This is a genomic window from Xanthomonas graminis pv. graminis (assembly GCF_030168915.1).
GTDB classification, from domain to species: Bacteria; Pseudomonadota; Gammaproteobacteria; order Xanthomonadales; family Xanthomonadaceae; genus Xanthomonas_A; species Xanthomonas_A translucens.
In genome coordinates this window covers 2,268,238-2,287,167 of record NZ_CP076255.1, presented here as the reverse complement: position 1 = coordinate 2,287,167, position 18,930 = coordinate 2,268,238, and the positions used below count along the sequence as shown (strand labels likewise).

Genomic DNA, 18,930 nt, shown 5'->3' with positions numbered 1-18,930 from the left:
GGTCCCGGCCTTACTTCGGCTGCCTAACCGGAATCACGATGCGAAAACAAGAGCCTTCGCCGACGGTGCTGGTCACGTCGATGCGGCCATGGTGCTTGTTGATGATGCCGTAGGAGATCGACAGGCCCAGGCCGGTGCCGCTGCCGACCGGCTTGGTGGTGAAGAAGGGGTCGAAGATGCGCTGCAGCAGGTCCGCCGGAATGCCGGCGCCGGAGTCCTTGAACTCAATCCAGACCTCCTCGCCGTCCTGGCCGGTGCTGACCACGATGCTGCCGCGCTCGCCGATCGCCTGGCCGGCGTTGAGCAGCAGGTTCATGTACACCTGGTTGAGCTCGGACGGCAGGCACTCGACCAACGGCAGGTTGCCGTAGTGGCGGTCCAGGGTGACCTTGTACTTGAGCTCGTTCCAGATGATGTTGATCGTGGACTCGAGCCCGGCATGCAGGTCCACCAGCTTCCACGATTCCTCGCGGCCGGAATACGAGAAGTCCTTGAGGTCGCGCACGATGCGCGTCACCCGCTCGATGCCTTCGCGCGATTCGGCCATCAGCTGCGGCAGGTCGCGGCTGATGAAGTCGATGTCGAAGCGGTTGCGGATGTCGTCGATCTCCGGGATCAGCGCCTTCGGATCGGGCGCGCGCAGGGCGCGCTCGTAGGCCTCGATCAGGGTGAACAGGCTGCGCAGGTATTCCTGCAGGCTGCCCAGGTTGGAATGCACGTAGCCGATCGGGTTGTTGATCTCGTGCGCGACGCCGGCGGCGAGCTGGCCGATCGAGGCCATCTTCTCCGACTGCAGCAGTTTTTCCTGCGCGCCATTGAGGCGCAGATAGGCCTGGCGCAGCTCGGCGTGGCGTTGCTGAAGTTCCTGCTCGTAGTCCTGCTGGCCTTCGATGCCCTGGATCAGCACCAGATAGTGCCCATCGTCGCCGTCGGCATGGAAATACAGGTGCGCCAGCACCACGTGTTCTTCGGTCGGCAGGCTGCCGCTCCAGCGGCCATGGCTGCGCGCCTGCGACAGCGCATCGCTGGGCAGCCACTGCGCCAGGCGCTCGCCCAGGGCGCAGTCGTCGAAGACGTCGGCATTGCACAGGTGGCCGCGTGCGGCGCTATTGGCCAACAGCAGGCGGCCGTCGGCGCGAAACAGCACCAGGCCTTCGTCGATCAGCTCGCTCAGGGCGAGCAGGCTTTTGCGCGAAGGCAACGGCACCGTATCGGTGTAATCGGGATCGGCGAAATTCACGAAAGGCAACGGGTAACGAGCGGACGCTCAATATACGCCGATGCCATTATCGGAGCGTGGACACGGCAGCTGACCGCCACGTCGCCTTGGAGCCTGGCGACGCCGTTGGCGTCGCCAGGGACTTAGGCGATCGCCAGCGAGCGGCTCATGCGTAAGGTGCTGGACTGGCCGTTGGCATCGTAGGACGGCGCGCTTTCGCTGCGGCCCAGGTGACGCAGCGCCCAGTTCACTTCGCGCCGCCGCCGCGACAGCAGTGCGCCGTTGGCACGGTTGGCGTCGGCCAGTTCGCGCAGCCGCGATTCGGCTTCGGCCCCGGCCGGCACATCGGCCTCCAGCGCCCGCAGCGCCGCCAGCTTGTCGCTGGTGGCCTGCATCAGCCCTTCCACGTTGTGATCCAACAACGCCTGCCGTTCGCCGGCGAGTGCGTCGCTGAGCTGTTGCAAGGGGTTGGTCACGGAGATGTTCATGCGCTTAGCTGCTGGTCCAGATCGAGCATGCGGGTGGCGATCGCGTCCGGGTTGATCTTGTAGGTGCCGCCCTGCAATGCGCTGCGCACCGACTCGACCCGGTTGCTGTCCACCGCCGGCGCTGCCGACAGCTGGCGCTGCAGGCTCTGCAGGCCGGACGCTTCGCCGGTCAGGCGCAGGCTGTCGGTCGCGGCCGTGGCGCCCACCGCACGGTTCTGTCCATCCTCGGACGCACCGGAGGCGGCCTTGGTGTTGACGGCCGTGGTACGGAGCGTGGCCTGGCTGGGCAAGCTCCCTTCGATTTTCTGGCTCATGTGGGTGATCCTGCTACGGGTTCGGTGTAGGTAACGGCCCTACACCGACGAACTTTAGGCCAGATCTCAACGCGTCACAAAAACGTCGCCATTTTGTGACACGGTCCCCTGAACCACCCGCCGCGACGACAGGTTTTCGACGGTCACCCGCTCGTTCTCGCCGCCATCGCTCAATGCGCGCCCGGCCATGCGCACTTCCAGTCCCCCGTTGCGCGCCACCAGTGCCACATTGTCGCCGCGCCGCACCAGCCGCTGCGCGACCAGATCGCTCGCCGACAGTAGCGTGCCGGCCGGCAGCGTGCGCCGCACCACCCGCCCGATCGCGGCCGCCGGATCGGTCATTGCCGCACCGACGATGCGCGCCGCGTCGCGCTTCTCGATGACCATATCGGCGGCGCCGACGGTTTCCCCAGCGGCCAGCCCGCGGCCCAGCACCAGCACGTTCTGCAGACGCCGCACCTTGAGCGGCACGAACAGGCGCCAGCCGGCCTCGCGCGGACAACTCACTTCCACTGTCGTGGTCCCGGTCGGCTGCGCCTGCAACGAAACCGGGCACAGCGGTACGCGCACCGACGGGTCCAGCGTCGCCTCGGCTTCGGCATCGGCGCCAAGGGTGGACAGCGCTGCGGCGCGGATCGAGTCCACCGATTGGAATTCCGCGGCCCAGGCCGGCGTCGCCGCCAGCAGGGCCACTAACAGGATCAGGCGCATGGCCGTCGCTCCAATAGAAGGTGTCGCCATTGCCATGCAAAGCCCGTGCCGCGATTCGCGGGCGCATTGCCGCAGCCCGGCCTCAAGTTCCGCCGCGAGGGCGCCGATATGAACCCCATGTCTCATGACCTGCTCAACCGAATCGACCAGCGCACCCGCTTGGCGGGCCACAATCGGCTTGCCCTGCTGCTGTTCCGGCTGGGCGGCCGTCAGCTTTTTGGCGTGAACGTCTTCAAGGTGCAGGAAGTGCTGCGCCGTCCGGAGCTGTTCCAGGTGCCGGGGCTGCCATTGCAATTCTCCGGGGTCGCCGATGTCCGCGGCCGTTCGGTGCCGGTGCTCGATCTGGGCCTGGCGATCGGCCATCCGGAACGCGAGACGCACGCCGACAAGGCGCCCGGCTACCTGGTGGTCACCGAGTTCAACCGCTCGGTGCAGGGTTTCCTGGTGAGCGGCGTGGAGCGCATCGTCAACATCGCGGTGGAAGACATCCATCCGCCGCCGGAACTGGGCGCCGAATCCAGCTATCTGACCGCGGTGACCCGCTTCCAGGGCGAGCTGATCCAGGTCATCGACGTGGAAAGCGTACTGGCCGACATCGCCCAGAACCGCACCGACGCACAGATCGACCCGGCGCTGGCACTGATCGGCTCGCAGCTGCAGGTACTGGTGGTGGACGACTCGCGCGTGGCGCGGCAGCAGATCCGCAGCGTGCTCGACCAGCTCGGGGTCGGCGCCACCCTGCTGTCCGACGGCCGCCAGGCGCTGGACCATCTCTTGCAGATCCACGCCGGCGGCGAGAATCCGGCCGACCGCTATGCGATGGTGATCTCCGACATCGAGATGCCGGCCATGGACGGCTATACGCTGACGACGGAAATCCGGCGCCATCCCGGCCTGGCCGGCCTGTATGTGCTGCTGCACACCTCGCTGTCGGGGGTGTTCAACAACGCCATGGTCGAGCGCGTCGGCGCCAACGCCTTCGTCGCCAAGTACAGCCCGCACGAACTGGCCGACTACGTGCTGGCGCGGCTGCGAGTGGTCGCCGAGGCCCAGGCCGCCTAGCGTTCCGCGGTGCCCGGGCGACGCCGGGCACCGCAGCCGCACGCCTTGCGCCGCACTGGCGAAGGCCGTTCCCCCGCGCCGCACCGCGCGCGCACCCCGGTTCTGGCACAGACTTTGCCTGCACTCCTGCAACGAACCTCGGGAGCGCGCCATGCCCAATCTGATTTCATCCTATCTAGGTGTCCACGGCGACGCCCTGCCGCTGCGCGAGCAACGGATGAAGCTGATCGCCAGCAACCTGAGCAATGTGGACACGCCCGGCTACAAGGCCCAGGACCTGGATTTCGACGCGGCGATGCGCGCCGCGCAAGGCCAGCGCGACGGCAGCCAGCTGCAGGCCACCGACAGCCGCCACATCGCGGTCGGCGGCAGCGGCAACGGGCTCAACCCGTTCCAGGTCACCCGCGAGGCCAAGCAGCCCAGCCTCGACGGCAATACCGTCGATGCGGACGTCGAGCGCGCCGCCTATGGCCGCGCCGCGCTGGAGTACCGCGCCTCGCTGAGCTTCGTCGAATCCAAGGTGCGCAGCATGCTCACCGCGATCACAGGCCAATAAGCATGAGCAATCTGCCCATCTTCGATGTCGCCGGCTCCGCGCTGCAGGCGCAGTCGGTGCGCCTAAGCACCATCGCCAGCAACCTGGCCAACGCCGATTCGGTGGCCGGTTCGGCCGAAGCGGCCTACAAGCCGATCGAGCCGATCTTCCAGGCCGTGCGCAACCCGCACGACAGCAGCTTGACCGGGGTCAACGTCAAGGAAATCACCCAGAGCAAGGATCCGCCGATCAAGCGCTACGAGCCCGGCCATCCGCTCGCCGATGCCGACGGCTACATCTATTCGCCGGACGTGGACCCGGTGTCGCAGATGGTCAACCTGATCTCCGCCTCGCGCAATTACCAGGCAGGCGTGGAAGTCCTCAACACCGCCAAGGAACTGGCGTTGGCCACCTTGACCATGGGCCGCTAAGCGCCCTCCCTCCCGCCGCCTTAGGGCCTAGGACGTACCGATGAGTACCGTTTCCAACGACATTTATTCCAGCCTCGGCTTGACCGGCGCCAGCGCCGGCAAGACCACCGCCAACAAGTCGTCGTCGCTGAACCAGGCCGACTTCCTGAAGCTGATGACCGAGCAGCTGCAGCACCAGGACCCGCTCAAGCCGATGGACAACAGCCAGATGGTGTCGCAGATGGCGCAGCTGTCCACCGTGCAGGGCATCGGCGACCTCAACAAGACCGTGACCGCGCTATCCAGTTCGATGAGCAGCGACCAGATCCTGCGCGGCGCGCAGCTGGTCGGGCACAAGGTGCTGGTGCCGTCGGCGACGATGCCGCTGGGCAGCGACGGCGGCGCCAACGGCGTGATCGCCGCGCCCGGCGCCGGCATCGTCAACCTCACCGTCAGCGACGCCAACGGCAACGCGGTCAAGCAGATCAGCGTCAACGCCAGCAAGGCCGGCGAAGTCAATTTCAGCTGGGACGGCACCAACAGCGCCGGCACCCGCCTGCCGCCCGGCACCTACGGCGTCAGCGCCACGCTTACCGACAGCAAGGGCACCAATACCGCGCTGTCCACCTACGTCCAGGCCCCGGTCGAGAGCGCCACCATCGGCTCGGACGGCATCTACCTCGACCTGACCGGGCTGGGCACCGCCCCGCTCGCCAACGTGCTCCGCGTCAGCTGAGCCGGCCAATCCACAGGAGTCCATCATGGGTTTCAATACTTCGCTGTCCGGCATCAAAGCGGCCAACTCCGACCTCAACGTCACCGCCAACAACATCGCCAACGTCAACACCACCGGCTTCAAGGAATCGCGCGCCGAGTTCGCCGACCTGTTCTCCGCCACCGGCTACGGCCTGGCGCGCAACGCGATCGGCGCCGGCGTGCGTGTCAGCAACGTCGCCCAGCAGTTCTCGCAGGGCAACGTCGATCCGACCGGGCGCAACCTGGACATGGCGATCTCCGGCGACGGCTTCTTCACCCTGACCAACAACGGCGCCAAGGTCTACTCGCGCGCCGGTAACTTCCAGACCGACGAGAACGGCTACGTGGTCAACCCGCAGGGCGCCAAGCTGCAGGTGTTCCCGCCGGCGGCCAACGGCAACGGCTTCGCGGTCGGCACGCTGACCGACCTGCAGTTGCTGACCACCGACAGTTCGCCCAAGCAGAGCGAAACGGTGAACCTGATGTTCACCCTGCCCGGCAACGCCAAGACCCCGACCGTCGCCACCTTCAGCCCGAGCGACGCCAACAGCTACAACCATTCCACCGGCGGCATCACCGTTTACGACTCGCTGGGCGTCAGCCATACCCAGACCTCGTATTTCGTCAAGACCGGCAACGCCAACGAATGGCAGGTGCACAACTATGTCGACGGCACTGCGGTCGGCACCCCGAGCACGATCCAGTTCGACGGCAACGGCAAGCTCACCACGCCCGCCGACGGCAAGATTGCGCTGAGCACGTTCACCCCCAGCACCGGCGCCGGCACCCTCAACCTGACCCTGGACGTGAGCGGCTCGACCCAGTACGGCGAGGCGTTCGCGCTGCGCGACGCGCGCCAGGACGGCTACGCCAGCGGCAAGCTCAACTCGATCAGCATCGACGCCAACGGCGTGGTCTTCGCCCGCTATTCCAACAACGCCGACAAGGCGCTGGGCCAGGTGGCGATGACCAACTTCGTCAACCCGCAGGGGCTGAGCTCGCTCGGCGACAACGTGTGGGCGGAAAGCTCGGCCTCGGGCAATGCCCGCACCGGCGCGCCGGGAACCTCGGATTTCGGTAGCGTGCAGTCCGGCGCGCTGGAAGCCTCCACCGTGGACCTCACCGAACAGCTGGTCAACATGATCGTCGCGCAGCGCAACTTCCAGGCCAACTCGCAGATGATCTCGACCCAGGATCAGGTCACTCAGACCATCATCAATATTCGTTGATGGTGATGTCGGGACCGGGGACCGGGGACCCGGAAAAGCGAGGGCAGCAGCGGCGGCGCAGTAGCGTCGGCGCGCCGACTTCCACGCTTTTCCGGGTCCCCGGTCCCCGGTCCCCGGTCCCGGCTCCCAGGAGCTCCAGATGGACAAAGCACTCTACGTCGCCATGACCGGCGCCCGCGCTTCGCTGCAGGCGCAGGGCACGGTGTCGCACAATCTTGCCAACGTCGATACCGCCGGTTTCAAGGCGGCGTTGGCCAATACCGAGGCATTCCCCATCAAGGGCGCCGGTTATCCGTCGCGGATCGATGCGCTGCACATCGACCAGGGCTTCAACCGCGACGTCGGCGCGCAGCAGGTGACCGGCAATGCGCTGGACGTCTCGCTCAGCGCCGACAACTGGCTGGCAGTCCAGGCCAGCGACGGCAAGGAGGCCTACACGCGCGGCGGCGAGCTGGCGGTGACCCCGAACGGCCAGCTGGTCACCTCCAGCGGCCGCGCGGTGCTCGACGACCAGGGCAATCCGATGGCGATCCCGCCGCACCAGTCGCTGGAGATCGGCGAGGACGGCTCGGTGTCGATCGTGCCGCTGGGCGAAGGCCCGCAGGCGATGGCCGTGGTCGGCAAGATGAAGGTGGTGCAGGCGCCGGCCGAGCGCCTGGAACGCCGTCCGGACGGGCTGATGCGCAATATCAGCGACGACCCCACCCAGGCGTTCGCCCTGGCCACCGGCAGCGCGGTCCACACCGGCGCGCTTGAAGGCAGCAACGTCGATGCGGCAGGCGCGCTGGTGCAGATGATCCAGCTGCAGCGCCAGTTCGAGATGCAGATCAAGGTGATCAAGCACGGCGACGAGAACGCGCAGTCGGCCAACACCTTGCTGCGCCTGAACGGCTAAGCCAATTACGCGCGCCGTGCCGCCGCCGCCGACAAGCCGGCGCATTTGTGGCACGGCACATGCATCAGTCCCCCTGCCCCTCGCGGATCTCGGGGCCACCATCAGAGGAATCGGGTCATGAATCAGGCTTTGTGGGTCGCCAAGACCGGACTGGATGCGCAGCAGACGCGCATGTCGGTCGTGTCCAACAACCTGGCCAACACCAACACCACCGGCTTCAAGCGCGATCGCGCCAGCTTCGAGGACCTGCTGTACCAACAGGTGCGTCAGCCTGGCGGCGCGACGTCGGCGCAGACGCAGTTGCCCTCCGGCCTGCAGCTGGGTACCGGCGTGCGCGTGGTGTCCACCTCCAAGGACTTCGAGCAGGGCAATCCGCAGCAGACCGGGCGCGCGCTGGACGTGATGGTCAACGGCCGCGGCTTCTTCGAAGTGCAGATGCCCGACGGCACCACGGCCTACACCCGCGACGGCAGCTTTCAGATCAATTCGCAGGGCGAGCTGGTGACCAACAGCGGCTATGCGGTGCAGCCCGGCATCCAGGTCCCGGAAGGCGCGCAGTCGCTGACCATCGGTACCGACGGCACGGTCAGCGTGCAGGTCGCCGGCACCGCCGCGGCGCTGGAGATCGGTTCGTTGACGCTGAGCGACTTCATCAATCCCTCGGGCCTGCAGGCCAAGGGCGGCAACCTGTACGCGGAAACCGCGGCCTCCGGCCCGGCGCAGAACGGCACGCCCGGCCTCAATGGCCTCGGCACCACCGTGCAGGCCTCGCTGGAAGGCAGCAACGTCAACGTGGTCGAGGAGCTGGTCAGCATGATCGAGACCCAGCGCGCCTACGAGATGAACGCCAAGGCGATCTCCACCACCGATTCGATGCTCGGCTATCTGAACAACAACGTCTGATCCCGACACTTCTTCTGGAAACCGCCATGTCGCGTCTGTCCTCCCTCTCTCTCACCGCTGCGCTGCTCCTGCCCGTGCTGCTCGGCGGCTGCGCCGGCCTCGGCGTCGCCGCCGGCGACGTGCGCCCGTACGCGCCGATGGCGCCGATCGTGCCGGTGGTGGCGCAGGCCGCGCCGCCCAGCGCCGGCGCGATCTATGCCGCCGGCCCAGGCCTGTCGCTGTATTCGGACCGGCGCGCGCGCGACGTCGGCGACCTGCTGACCATCACCCTGGTCGAAAGCACCAACGCCAGCACCACCGCCAACACCAGCATCACCAAGAAGGACGCGGTGACGATGGCCACGCCGACCCTGCTCGGCGCGCCGCTGACGATCAACGGCGTCAACGTGCTCAACAATTCCACCAGCGGCGACCGCAGCTTCGCCGGCAAGGGCAACACCGCGCAGAGCAACAATATGCAGGGCAGCATCACCGTGACGGTGATGCAGCGTTTGCCCAACGGCAACCTGGTGATCCAGGGGCAGAAGAACCTGCGCCTGAACCAGGGCGACGAGCTGGTGCAGGTGCAAGGCATCGTCCGCGCCGCCGACATCTCCCCGGACAACACCATTCCTTCCAGCAAGGTCGCCGACGCGCGGATCGCCTACGGCGGTCGCGGCGCCGTCGCCCAATCCAACGCGATGGGCTGGCTGAGCCGCTTCTTCAACTCGCGCATTTCGCCGTACTGAGGCCCACCATGAACCTTCTGTCCCTGTCCTGCCGCCTGCTCGCCGCGTTCGCGCTGTGCGCCGGCGTGGCCGCCCCGGCCGCCGCCGAACGCATCAAGGACCTGGCCCAGGTCGGCGGCGTGCGCGGCAACGCGCTGGTCGGCTACGGCCTGGTGGTCGGCCTGGACGGCAGCGGCGACCGCACCAGCCAGGCGCCCTTCACCGTGCAGAGCCTGAAGAACATGCTTGGCGAACTGGGCGTCAACGTGCCGTCGAACGTCAATCCGCAGCTGAAGAACGTGGCCGCGGTCGCGATCCACGCCGAACTGCCGCCGTTCGCCAAGCCCGGCCAGCCGATCGACATCACCGTGTCCTCGATCGGCAACGCGGTGTCGCTGCGCGGCGGCTCGCTGCTGATGGCGCCGCTGAAGGGCGCCGACGGCCAGGTCTACGCGATCGCCCAGGGCAGCCTGATCGTCGGCGGCTTCGGCGCGCAGGGCAAGGACGGCTCGCGGATCTCGGTCAACGTGCCCAGCGTCGGCCGCATCCCCAACGGCGCGACGGTGGAGCGTGCGCTGCCGGACGTGTTCGGCAGCAGCGGCGAGATCACCCTGAACCTGCACCAGAACGATTTCACCACGGTGTCGCGGATGGTCGCGGCGCTGGAGAGCACCTTCGGCCCGGGCAGCGCGCATGCGGTCGATGGCGGCACCGTCGCGGTGCGCTCGCCCACCGACCCGAGCGCGCGCATCGGCCTGCTGGCGCGGATCGAGAACGTGGAACTGTCGCCGGGCGCGGCGCCGGCCAAGGTGGTGGTCAACGCCCGCACCGGCACCGTGGTCATCGGCGCGCAGGTACGGGTCAGCCCGGCGGCGATCTCGCACGGCTCGCTGACCGTGACCATCAGCGAAGGCACCCAGGTCAGCCAGCCCAACGCACTGAGCAACGGCCAGACCGTGGCTGCGCCGAAATCGACCATCACCGCCACCAACGAAGGCAGCCGCATGTTCAAGTTCGAGGGCGGCACCTCGCTGGACCAGATCGTGCGCGCGGTCAACGAAGTCGGCGCCGCGCCGGGCGACCTGATCGCGATCCTGGAAGCACTGAAGCAGGCCGGCGCGCTGAGCGCGGAGCTGGAGGTGATCTGACATGCGTATCTCGGCCTCTCCCATCGAACTGAACCCGACCACCCAGAACGATCCCGCGCGGATTGACAAGGTGTCGCGCCAGTTGGAAGGACAGTTCGCGAACCTGCTCGTGAAGAGCATGCGCGACGCCAGCTTTGGCGATTCCCTGTTCCCGGGCGAGAACCAGACGTTTCGCGACATGTACGACAAGCAGATGGCCAAGGCGCTGACCGAGGGCAAGGGGCTGGGCCTGGCGGGGATGATCGCCAAGCAGCTGGGCGGCGGCAAAAGCGCCGACGCACCGGCCACCAACACGTCCATCGGTGCCGCCTCGATCGGTGCCGCGCAGGCGGCCAAGGCGTATTCGCTGGTATCCGCCCAGGGCGGCGCCGCCGGCAATCCGGCGACCGCTGGCGCCGCAGCGCTGGCCGATACCGGTGCCGCGGTTGGCGCCGGCGCCTGGCGCGGCATGGACGCGGGGGATGCGCCGCAGCACCAGATCGCGCGCGTGCTCGACCTGATCGCTGGCCGCGAGACCAGCGCCATGCACGACGCGATCGGCAGCAACCCGGCCGACGGCAGCGCCAGCGTGGCGTGGACCGGCGCCGACGACCGCTGGTCGGATCTGGCGGCGACGGCAGGCGCCGACGCCAGCAGCAGCATCGACGCCAGCGCCACCGCCGCCGCCAAGGCCGCCGCGGCCAGCCTCGGCGAGCGCACCCCGGAAGGCTTCGTCGCGCAGATCTGGACCCACGCGCAGAAGGCCGCCAAGGAACTGGGCGTGGATGCGCGGGCGCTGGTCGCGCAGGCCGCGCTGGAGACCGGCTGGGGACGCCGCGGCATTTCCCGCGGCGACGGCGCCAGCTCCAACAACCTGTTCGGGATCAAGGCCACCGGCTGGAGCGGCGAGCGCGTCACCACCGGCACCCATGAGTACGTCGATGGGGTCAAGCAGTCGCAGACCGCCGATTTCCGCGCCTACGCCTCGCCGGCCGAGAGCTTCGCCGACTACGTGCGCCTGCTGAAGACCAATCCGCGCTACCAGCAGGCGCTCAATGCCGGCACCAACATCCGCGGTTTCGCCCAGGGCCTGCAGCGTGCCGGCTACGCCACCGATCCGTCCTACGCGGCCAAGATCGCCGCGATCGCCGGCGGCCCGACCATCGACCGTGCTGTCGCGGCGATCGGCAACGCCGCCGCCAGCGGCCTCGAGCGCGCGTTCGCCAGCACCTCCGATCCCTCCAGCAGCGCGTTGCGCTGAGGTAGCCGCCCATGTCCGTCCTTTCCACCGGCACCAGCGCCCTCATCGCCTTCCAGCGCGCCCTGGCGACGGTGAGCCACAACGTCGCCAACATCAACACCGACGGCTACAGCCGCCAGCGCGTGTCGTTTGCGACCACCACGCCGACCCAGTACGGCTCGGACTACATCGGCAACGGCACCAAGATCACCGACATTTCCCGTGTCGCCGACCAGTTGGCGACCTCGCGGCTGCTGGACAGCGGCGGCGAACTGGCGCGGCTCAAGCAGCTGTCGAGCCTGTCCGACCGCGTCGACGGGCTGTTCTCCGACAAAGCCACCAACATCTCCGGGCAGTGGTCGAACTTCTTCGACGCCACCACCGGGCTGTCGTCCAACGCCTCGGCCACCGCCAGCCGGCAGAACCTGCTGGACAACGGCAACTCGCTGGTGACCCGCTTCAAGCAGCTCAACGGGCAGATGGACGCGCTCGGCAACGAGGTCAACAACGGCCTGCTGTCCGGCACCACCGAAGCCAACCGCCTGGCCGGCGAGATCGCCAAGATCAACGGCCAGATCGGCGGCGACGCCAGCTCGGCCGCACCGGACCTGCTCGACCGGCGCGATGCGCTGATCACCCAGTTGGTCGGCTACACCGGCGGCAACGCGGTACAGCAGGACGGCGGCGCGATCAACGTCTATACCGCCGGCGGCCAGGCGCTGGTGGTCGGTACCACCGCCTCCACCCTGACCACGGTCACCGATCCCTACCAGCCCGGGCGCCTGCAGGTCGCGCTGAAGGCGCAAGGCACCACCATCAGCCTGGGCAACAGCGCGCTGGGCGGACAGATCGGCGGCCTGATCGAGTTCCGCAGCAACGTGCTGGATCCGACCAAGGCCGAAATGGGCCGCATCGCCACCGGCCTGGCGGTCAGCTACAACCAGCAGCACAAGGCCGGCGTGGACCTGTACGGCAACCTCGGCAGCGATTTCTTCTCGCTGTCCGCGCCCAACGTCAACGCCAACGCCGCCAACACCGGCAGCGCCAGCTTCAGCGCCAGCGTCGGCGACCTGAGCAAGCTCGACGGGCAGAACCTGCTGCTGAAGTTCGACGGCAGCAACTGGACCGCCAGCCGCGCCGACACCGGCGCCAGCGTGGCCATGACCGGCAGCGGCAGCAGCACCGATCCGTTCGTGGTCAACGGCGTGAGCCTGCAGCTGTCCGGCACCGGCGCGGCCGGCGACAAGTTCCTGCTGCAGCCCACCGCCAACGCGGTCACCGGCCTGGCGGTGGCGATCACCGACCCGTCGCGCATCGCCGCGGCCACCCCGATCACCGCCAGCGCCGACCTGGACAACCTCGGCACCGGCAAGGTCAGCAACGTCCGCGCCACCAACGCCGGCAACGCCAATTTGCTGACGCCCGCCAGCATCGCCTTCATCGACGCCAACCAGTACACCGTCGACGGCGCCGGCCCGTTCACCTATACCGCCGGGCAAACCATCAGCGCCAACGGCTGGAGCATGACCCTGGATGGCGCGCCGGTCGCCGGCGACACCTTCGCGGTGAAGCCCACCGGTGCAGGCTCCAGCAACAACGGCAACGCCCTGACCCTGTCCAACCTGGACGATGCCAAGGCGTTCAACGGCGGCACCATCACCCTCAACGGCGCGGTGTCCGGGTTGACCACCACGATCGGCTCGGCCGCGCGGCAGGCGACCTACGCCGCAGACGCGCAGGACGTGATCCACACCAGCGCGCAGGACGCGCGCGACTCGGTCTCCGGCGTCAACCTGGACGAGGAAGCCTCGGACATGTTGCGCCTGCAGCAGGCCTACCAGGCCGCCTCGCAGTTGATCTCCACCGCCGACACGATGTTCCAGTCCATCCTGGGTGCGATCCGATGAGCAACCGTATTTCCACCGGCATGATGTTCAGCCAGTCGGTCAGCACCATGCTCGGCAAGCAGGCCAAGATCTCGCACCTGGAGCAGCAGCTGGCGACCGGCCAGCGCCTGGTCACCGCCGCCGACGATCCGGTCGCTTCCGGCACCGCGGTCAACCTGGACCGCGCAGTGGCCGAACTGGAGCGTTTCGGCCAGAACGCCAACAATGTGCAAAATCGCCTGGGCCTGCAGGAGAATACCTTGTCCCAGGCCGGCGACCTGATGGCACGGGTCAGCGAGTTGACGGTGGAAGCGAACAGCTCGGCGCTGACCACCGACGACCGCAAGGCGATCGCCTCCGAACTCAAGTCGCTGCACGGCAGCCTGCTCAGCCTGTCCAACAGCACCGACGGGAGCGGCCGCTACCTGTTCGCCGGCGCCGCCGACGACGCCGCGCCCTTCGCGGTGGTCAACGGCAACGTCGTCTACAGCGGCGACCAGACCCAGCGCAGCGTGGAAGTGGCCGCCGACACCCAGGTCGCCGACGCCCTGCCCGGCAGCGAGATCTTCATGCGCATCCGCACCGGCGACGGCACCGTCGATGCGCATCCGGCCAGCACCAACACCGGTACCGGCCTGTTGCTGGACTTCAGCCGCGACTCCGGCACTGGCGGCTGGAACGGCAGCAGCTACAGCGTCGCCTTCACCGCCACCGACACCTATGAAGTGCGCGACAACACGGGCAGCGTGGTCAAGACCGGCACCTATGCCGCCGGCGAGACCCTCAGCTTCGCCGGCCTGAAGATGCGCCTGGACGGCGCGCCGGCGGCCGGCGACAGCTTCCAGATCGGCGCCTCGACCAACAAGGACGTGTTCTCCACCATCACCACCCTGGTCAATGCGCTGAGCACCGACCCGCTGACCGCAAGCGACAAGGCCTCCCTGCAGAACACCTTGCAGTCGTCGATGCGCGACATCAGCCAGGCCTCGTCGAAGATGATCGACGCGCGAGCATCGGGCGGGGCGCAACTGGCCGCGCTCGACAACGCCGCCGAGTTGCGCGAATCCAACGAAGTGACGCTGAAGACCACCCTGTCCTCGCTGCGCGACCTGGACTACGCCGACGCGATCGGCCAGTACCAGCTGGAACAGGCCGCGCTCAAGTCGGCGCAGACCATCTTCACCCGAATGCAGTCGATGTCGCTGTTCAACATGATCCGCTGAATCCCGATTCCACTCTATAAGCGAAGGCCCGGGGCGCGGCAACGCCTCCGGGCCTTTTGCGTTATACCGAGTTCGTCATCGCTGCCGGGGCCTGGTAGCGTCACCTGCGGATCGCTAAAGTTTGGCAAAGCGCGGCCGAAACAAGCTCTTCGCCGCGAGTGCCACAGGCTACCGGTTCGCCGCATCGCGATAATTTCCGCAGCGAATCGCTAAAGGTTATTGACATCGCGCCGTTACTTATCTCAGCAGCGGCAACGGCCAATTGATGGCCCCCCTGCGGAGGCTCCAGGCACCGATCGGTTGCCGGATAAATCGCTTAGAGGAGATATCAAAATGGCACAGGTAATCAACACCAACGTAATGTCGCTGAACGCTCAGCGTAACCTCAGCTCCAACAGCGCCAGCCTGGCACTGACCATCCAGCAGCTGTCATCGGGCAAGCGCATCACCAGCGCCTCGGTCGACGCCGCCGGTCTGGCGATCTCAGAGCGCTTCACCACCCAGATCCGCGGCCTGGACGTCGCCTCGCGCAACGCCAACGACGGCATCTCGCTGGCCCAGACCGCGGAAGGCGCGATGGTCGAAATCGGCAACAACCTGCAGCGTATCCGCGAGCTGTCGGTGCAGTCGTCGAACGCCACCAACTCCGACACCGACCGCGAGGCGCTGAACTCGGAAGTCAAGCAGCTGACCTCGGAAATCGACCGCGTCGCCAACCAGACCAGCTTCAACGGCACCAAGCTGCTGAACGGCTCGTTCTCCGGCGCGCTGTTCCAGGTCGGTGCCGATGCCGGCCAGACCATCGGCGTGAGCAGCATCGTCGATGCCAACGTCGATTCGCTCGGCAAGGCCGGCTTCGCCGCCACCCAGACCGGTTCGGCCGCCCTGGCCTCCGGCACCGCGACCGCCAGCGGCAGCTTCTCCGGCATCTCGGTCAACGGCACCAGCATCGCCTCGGTGGCCGTCGCCATCGGCGACAGCGGCAGCGACATCTCCAAGAAGATCGCCTCCGCGATCAACGACAAACTGGACCAGACCGGCGTCTACGCTTCGGTCGACAGCACCACCGGCGCGTTGAAGCTGGAGTCGCTGAAGGCGGGCAAGGACTTTTCCTTCACCGCAGGCTCGGCCACCGGCGCCACCGGCGTCACCTTCAGCAACGCCGGCATCGCCGCAACGGCCGCCTCCACCGCCGGCACCACCAACACCCTGACCGACCTGGACATCTCCACCTTCTCCGGCGCGCAGCGTGCACTGGAAATCGTCGACAAGGCGCTGACCTCGGTCAACTCCTCGCGCGCCGACATGGGTGCGATCCAGAACCGCTTCACCTCCACCATCGCCAACCTGAGCACGACCTCGGAAAATCTGTCGGCCTCGCGCAGCCGCATCGCCGACACCGATTATGCCAAGGCAACGGCCGAACTGACCCGTACGCAGATCCTGCAACAGGCCGGTACCGCGATGCTGGCGCAGGCCAAGTCGGCCCCGCAGAGCGTGCTGAGCCTGCTGCAGTAACAGCCCGCTCGACACTGGTACGACGAGAAGCCCCTCCGCAAGGACCTGATTAGCGCTGTGTCTCAGCTGGTGATGCTGCCTTGGTTTAGAAATGCAGGTTCTTCAGTGAGATACGGCGATGACGCTCAATCGGATCCAGTTCCAAAAGGGGCTTTCGATTCCGGCTTTTCTGAGCCGCTACGGCTCCGAGGCGCAATGTGTCGAGGCCTTGGTTCAGGCCAGGTGGCCCAATGGCTTCGTGTGTCCGCAGTGCGGACACACGCATGCCAGTGGCTTTGAGCGGGGACGCCAGCACCTGTGGCAGTGCGCGCGCTGCCGGGTACAGACCAGCTTGACCGCCGGCACGCCCATGGCAGACACCAAGCTTCCCTTGCGGGTGTGGTGGCTGGCCATCTATCTGGTGAGCCAAGCCAAGAACGGAATTGCTGCGCTGGAACTGGCTCGGCAACTGGGCGTGTGCTATCGCACTGCATGGCGGATCAAGCACAAAGTGATGTCGGCGATGGCCGATCGTGAGCAGTCACGCCGGCTCGACGGAGAGGTCCAGATCGATGATGCCTATCTGGGCGGCGAACGCGCCGGTGGTCCAGGCCAACCGCAGTGGCGCAATAAAGTGCCGTTTATTGCAGCGGTTTCCCTGCATCAAGGGCGCCCGCGCTATCTCCGCCTGGATGTGGTCTCCAGCTTCCGAAGAAGCGTCGTGCACACGTGGGCTCAGCAGGCACTGGCACCGGGCACCCATGTCGTCAGTGATGGGCTGACAGCGTTCACCGGTGTGGGCTGGGCAGGCCTGACCCACGATGCCATCGTGACCGGAAGCGGCCGCAAAGGCGTCCAGCAGCCTCGTCTGCGTTGGGTCAATACGATCCTGGGCAATCTCAAAACGGCGCTTAGCGGCACCCACCATGCGGTGGACTTCCCCAAATACGGCGCGCGCTACCTGCATGCGCATGCCTACCGCTTCAATCGCCGCTTCAACCTGGCCGCCATGGTGCCGCGCCTGGCCAGTGCCCTGGCCGGCGCGGGAAGGCTCACAGAGCAGCAACTGCGTACGACAGCTGAGACACAGCGCTAATCAGGCCGCAAGGAGGGGTTTTTTTTGCGTCTGGCCATCCGCAGGCACGGGATTTGCATCGCCCTCGGGGCATCGCCGACGCACGCGCGAGCTCAAGAACCTTCGTACGCTGCCGATACCCCTATCTACCGCTGGCCTGCGTGCCCGCTCTCGTAAGGAAGTCCACATGGCTACTTCATCGCTGTCTAGCGTCGGCTCAGGGATGGACATCGCCGCAGTCGTCAAAGCCTTGGTCGCCGCCCAGCGCGCGCCGCAGGAAAACCGGATCAACGCCGACGGCACCGCCTCCAGCGCCCAACTTTCGGCGCTGAGCACGATCAAGGGCGCATTGTCCAACTTGCAAACGGCCATGGATGCGATCGCCAAGAGCGCCGACAAGAGCGCGGTCAAGGCCACCGTCGCCGACGGCGCCGGCTACACCGCCAGCCTCACCGAGAGTGCCACTGCCGGCAACTACAGCGTGGAGGTGGTGAAGCTGGCCGAACGGCAGAAGCTGACCTCGGCCGCCTATGCCGACAACGCAGTGGTCGGCGACGGCAGCTTGACCATCGCTTATGGCGACAAGACGCTGAACGTCACCGTGGCCGAAAACAGCAAGCTCCGCGACGTCGCCGCCGCGATCAACAAGGCCGCCGGCGGCAGCGGCGTGACCGCCAGCGTGGTCAGCGCCGACGACGGCGATCACCTGGTACTCAACGCCGTCGATTCCGGCACCAAGGGCGCGCTGACCATCAGCAGCTCCGGCGGCAACGGCGGACTCGCCGCGCTGACCTACAGCAGCGGCAGCAGCGGTGGCCTGACCCAGACCGTGGCCGGGGCCGATGCGGTGGTGCGCGTGGACGGCTTCGAGCGGACCTCCAGCAGCAATGCGATCGCCGACCTCGTCCCCGGCGTTACCCTGAACCTGACCAAGGCCGCGGAAGGCACCAAGTACAGCCTGAGCATCGCCAACGACAGCAGCGGCCTGAAGGCGAACCTCACCGCATTGGTGAGCGCCTACAACACCGTCAACACCGTGCTGAAGTCCTCCAGCGCCTATGACGCCACCAACAAAAAGGCCTCGGCGCTGACCGGCGACTCGATGGTGCGCGGGCTGCAGCAAACGCTGCGCAAGCAGGTCAGCGACAACACCAGCGATCTCAAGGCGCTGGGCGTGACCATCGACAAGAACGGGGTGATGAGCTTCAACAGCGCAAAGTTGGACAGCGCAGTAGCCAGCGACCCGGCCTCGGTCAAGGGGATGTTCGGTACCGATGGCAGCTTCACCACTGGCATGAAAACGTTACTGGACAGCAATCTCGACGCCAGCAACGGCACCCTCTCCCAGCGCACCACTGCGCTCAACAAGCACATCAGCGACCTGACAGACCAGCTCGGCAACCTGGACAGGCGGATGGACACGCTGACCACCAACTACACCGCCAAATTCACCGCGATGGATACCATGGTCGCGCAGATGCAGTCGGTCAGCGATACCCTCACCAAACAGTTCTCCTAGCGCCGACGGCATTGGAATGAAAGACGCTGCTGGTGCTCAAGTCCGTCCAGGCAGCGGCCGATATCTTTAGCATCGACAGTCATTCAGGACTGGCAGCACGTACCGTCGCCACGGCGCCTTCGCCGACCGGCGCG

Annotated in this window: 19 protein-coding genes; 15 read left to right on the top strand and 4 right to left on the bottom strand. The window is 66.9% G+C overall.

Annotated features, from left to right (window positions below; genetic code table 11):
* Positions 1 to 10 precede the first annotated feature (10 nt).
* The 4 genes from KHF85_RS10010 to flgA all read right to left on the bottom strand — a co-directional run bounded on the left by KHF85_RS10010 (position 11) and on the right by flgA (position 2,732).
* The gene (locus KHF85_RS10010; protein WP_053834050.1) at positions 11 to 1,240 is read right to left on the bottom strand and encodes an ATP-binding protein; all 1,230 of its coding nucleotides are present in this window, start codon (positions 1,238 to 1,240) and stop codon (positions 11 to 13) included.
* Positions 1,241 to 1,362: 122 nt separating this feature from the next.
* Positions 1,363 to 1,707 carry a flagellar protein FlgN gene (locus tag KHF85_RS10005; RefSeq protein ID WP_409976685.1) on the bottom strand — a complete coding sequence of 115 codons (345 nt, stop codon included), beginning with the start codon at positions 1,705 to 1,707 and terminating at the stop codon, positions 1,363 to 1,365.
* Entirely contained in the window at positions 1,704 to 2,021 is a 318-nt protein-coding gene (gene flgM / locus KHF85_RS10000) for a flagellar biosynthesis anti-sigma factor FlgM (RefSeq protein ID WP_284569430.1), read from the bottom strand. Before flgM ends, KHF85_RS10005 begins: the two co-directional genes overlap by 4 nt.
* 66 nt (positions 2,022 to 2,087) lie before the next feature.
* The gene (gene flgA, locus KHF85_RS09995) at positions 2,088 to 2,732 is read right to left on the bottom strand and encodes a flagellar basal body P-ring formation chaperone FlgA (RefSeq protein ID WP_284569429.1); all 645 of its coding nucleotides are present in this window, start codon (positions 2,730 to 2,732) and stop codon (positions 2,088 to 2,090) included.
* Between the two features lie 117 nt (positions 2,733 to 2,849).
* Between flgA and KHF85_RS09990 the strand changes: the two genes are divergently transcribed.
* The 15 genes from KHF85_RS09990 to fliD all read left to right on the top strand — a co-directional run bounded on the left by KHF85_RS09990 (position 2,850) and on the right by fliD (position 18,796).
* Positions 2,850 to 3,794, top strand: coding sequence for a chemotaxis protein (locus KHF85_RS09990; protein WP_004425629.1), 945 nt, complete (start codon positions 2,850 to 2,852; stop codon positions 3,792 to 3,794).
* A 151-nt stretch (positions 3,795 to 3,945) separates the two neighbouring features.
* Positions 3,946 to 4,350: a flagellar basal body rod protein FlgB gene (gene flgB, locus KHF85_RS09985; protein WP_284569428.1), complete on the top strand. Its 405-nt coding sequence runs from the start codon at positions 3,946 to 3,948 to the stop codon at positions 4,348 to 4,350.
* A 2-nt stretch (positions 4,351 to 4,352) separates the two neighbouring features.
* The gene (flgC, locus tag KHF85_RS09980) at positions 4,353 to 4,760 is read left to right on the top strand and encodes a flagellar basal body rod protein FlgC (RefSeq protein ID WP_004425624.1); all 408 of its coding nucleotides are present in this window, start codon (positions 4,353 to 4,355) and stop codon (positions 4,758 to 4,760) included.
* 40 nt (positions 4,761 to 4,800) lie between these two features.
* Positions 4,801 to 5,475 (top strand): flagellar hook capping FlgD N-terminal domain-containing protein, encoded by a 675-nt coding sequence (locus tag KHF85_RS09975; protein WP_004425623.1) that lies wholly within the window; start codon positions 4,801 to 4,803, stop codon positions 5,473 to 5,475.
* A 25-nt stretch (positions 5,476 to 5,500) separates the two neighbouring features.
* Positions 5,501 to 6,724: a flagellar hook protein FlgE gene (flgE, locus tag KHF85_RS09970; protein ID WP_284569427.1), complete on the top strand. Its 1,224-nt coding sequence runs from the start codon at positions 5,501 to 5,503 to the stop codon at positions 6,722 to 6,724.
* A gap of 139 nt (positions 6,725 to 6,863) precedes the next feature.
* Entirely contained in the window at positions 6,864 to 7,619 is a 756-nt protein-coding gene (locus KHF85_RS09965) for a flagellar basal body rod protein FlgF (RefSeq protein ID WP_053837795.1), read from the top strand.
* Between the two features lie 117 nt (positions 7,620 to 7,736).
* Positions 7,737 to 8,522, top strand: coding sequence for a flagellar basal-body rod protein FlgG (gene flgG, locus KHF85_RS09960; protein ID WP_004427262.1), 786 nt, complete (start codon positions 7,737 to 7,739; stop codon positions 8,520 to 8,522).
* A 26-nt stretch (positions 8,523 to 8,548) separates the two neighbouring features.
* Positions 8,549 to 9,250: a flagellar basal body L-ring protein FlgH gene (gene flgH / locus KHF85_RS09955; protein WP_053837796.1), complete on the top strand. Its 702-nt coding sequence runs from the start codon at positions 8,549 to 8,551 to the stop codon at positions 9,248 to 9,250.
* Between the two features lie 8 nt (positions 9,251 to 9,258).
* The gene (locus tag KHF85_RS09950; RefSeq protein ID WP_004425614.1) at positions 9,259 to 10,377 is read left to right on the top strand and encodes a flagellar basal body P-ring protein FlgI; all 1,119 of its coding nucleotides are present in this window, start codon (positions 9,259 to 9,261) and stop codon (positions 10,375 to 10,377) included.
* Between the two features lies 1 nt (position 10,378).
* Positions 10,379 to 11,617: a flagellar assembly peptidoglycan hydrolase FlgJ gene (gene flgJ / locus KHF85_RS09945; RefSeq protein ID WP_284569426.1), complete on the top strand. Its 1,239-nt coding sequence runs from the start codon at positions 10,379 to 10,381 to the stop codon at positions 11,615 to 11,617.
* Positions 11,618 to 11,628: 11 nt separating this feature from the next.
* Positions 11,629 to 13,503, top strand: coding sequence for a flagellar hook-associated protein FlgK (gene flgK, locus KHF85_RS09940; RefSeq protein ID WP_284569425.1), 1,875 nt, complete (start codon positions 11,629 to 11,631; stop codon positions 13,501 to 13,503).
* Positions 13,500 to 14,705 (top strand): flagellar hook-associated protein FlgL, encoded by a 1,206-nt coding sequence (flgL, locus tag KHF85_RS09935; protein ID WP_053837800.1) that lies wholly within the window; start codon positions 13,500 to 13,502, stop codon positions 14,703 to 14,705. The genes flgK and flgL overlap by 4 nt, the downstream gene beginning before the upstream one ends.
* Positions 14,706 to 15,038: 333 nt before the next feature.
* Positions 15,039 to 16,223: a flagellin gene (locus KHF85_RS09930; RefSeq protein ID WP_284569424.1), complete on the top strand. Its 1,185-nt coding sequence runs from the start codon at positions 15,039 to 15,041 to the stop codon at positions 16,221 to 16,223.
* 118 nt (positions 16,224 to 16,341) lie between these two features.
* Positions 16,342 to 17,298: an IS1595 family transposase gene (locus KHF85_RS09925; RefSeq protein WP_284566649.1), complete on the top strand. Its 957-nt coding sequence runs from the start codon at positions 16,342 to 16,344 to the stop codon at positions 17,296 to 17,298.
* 166 nt (positions 17,299 to 17,464) lie between these two features.
* Positions 17,465 to 18,796, top strand: coding sequence for a flagellar filament capping protein FliD (gene fliD, locus KHF85_RS09920; RefSeq protein ID WP_284569423.1), 1,332 nt, complete (start codon positions 17,465 to 17,467; stop codon positions 18,794 to 18,796).
* The last annotated feature ends 134 nt before the right edge of the window (positions 18,797 to 18,930 follow it).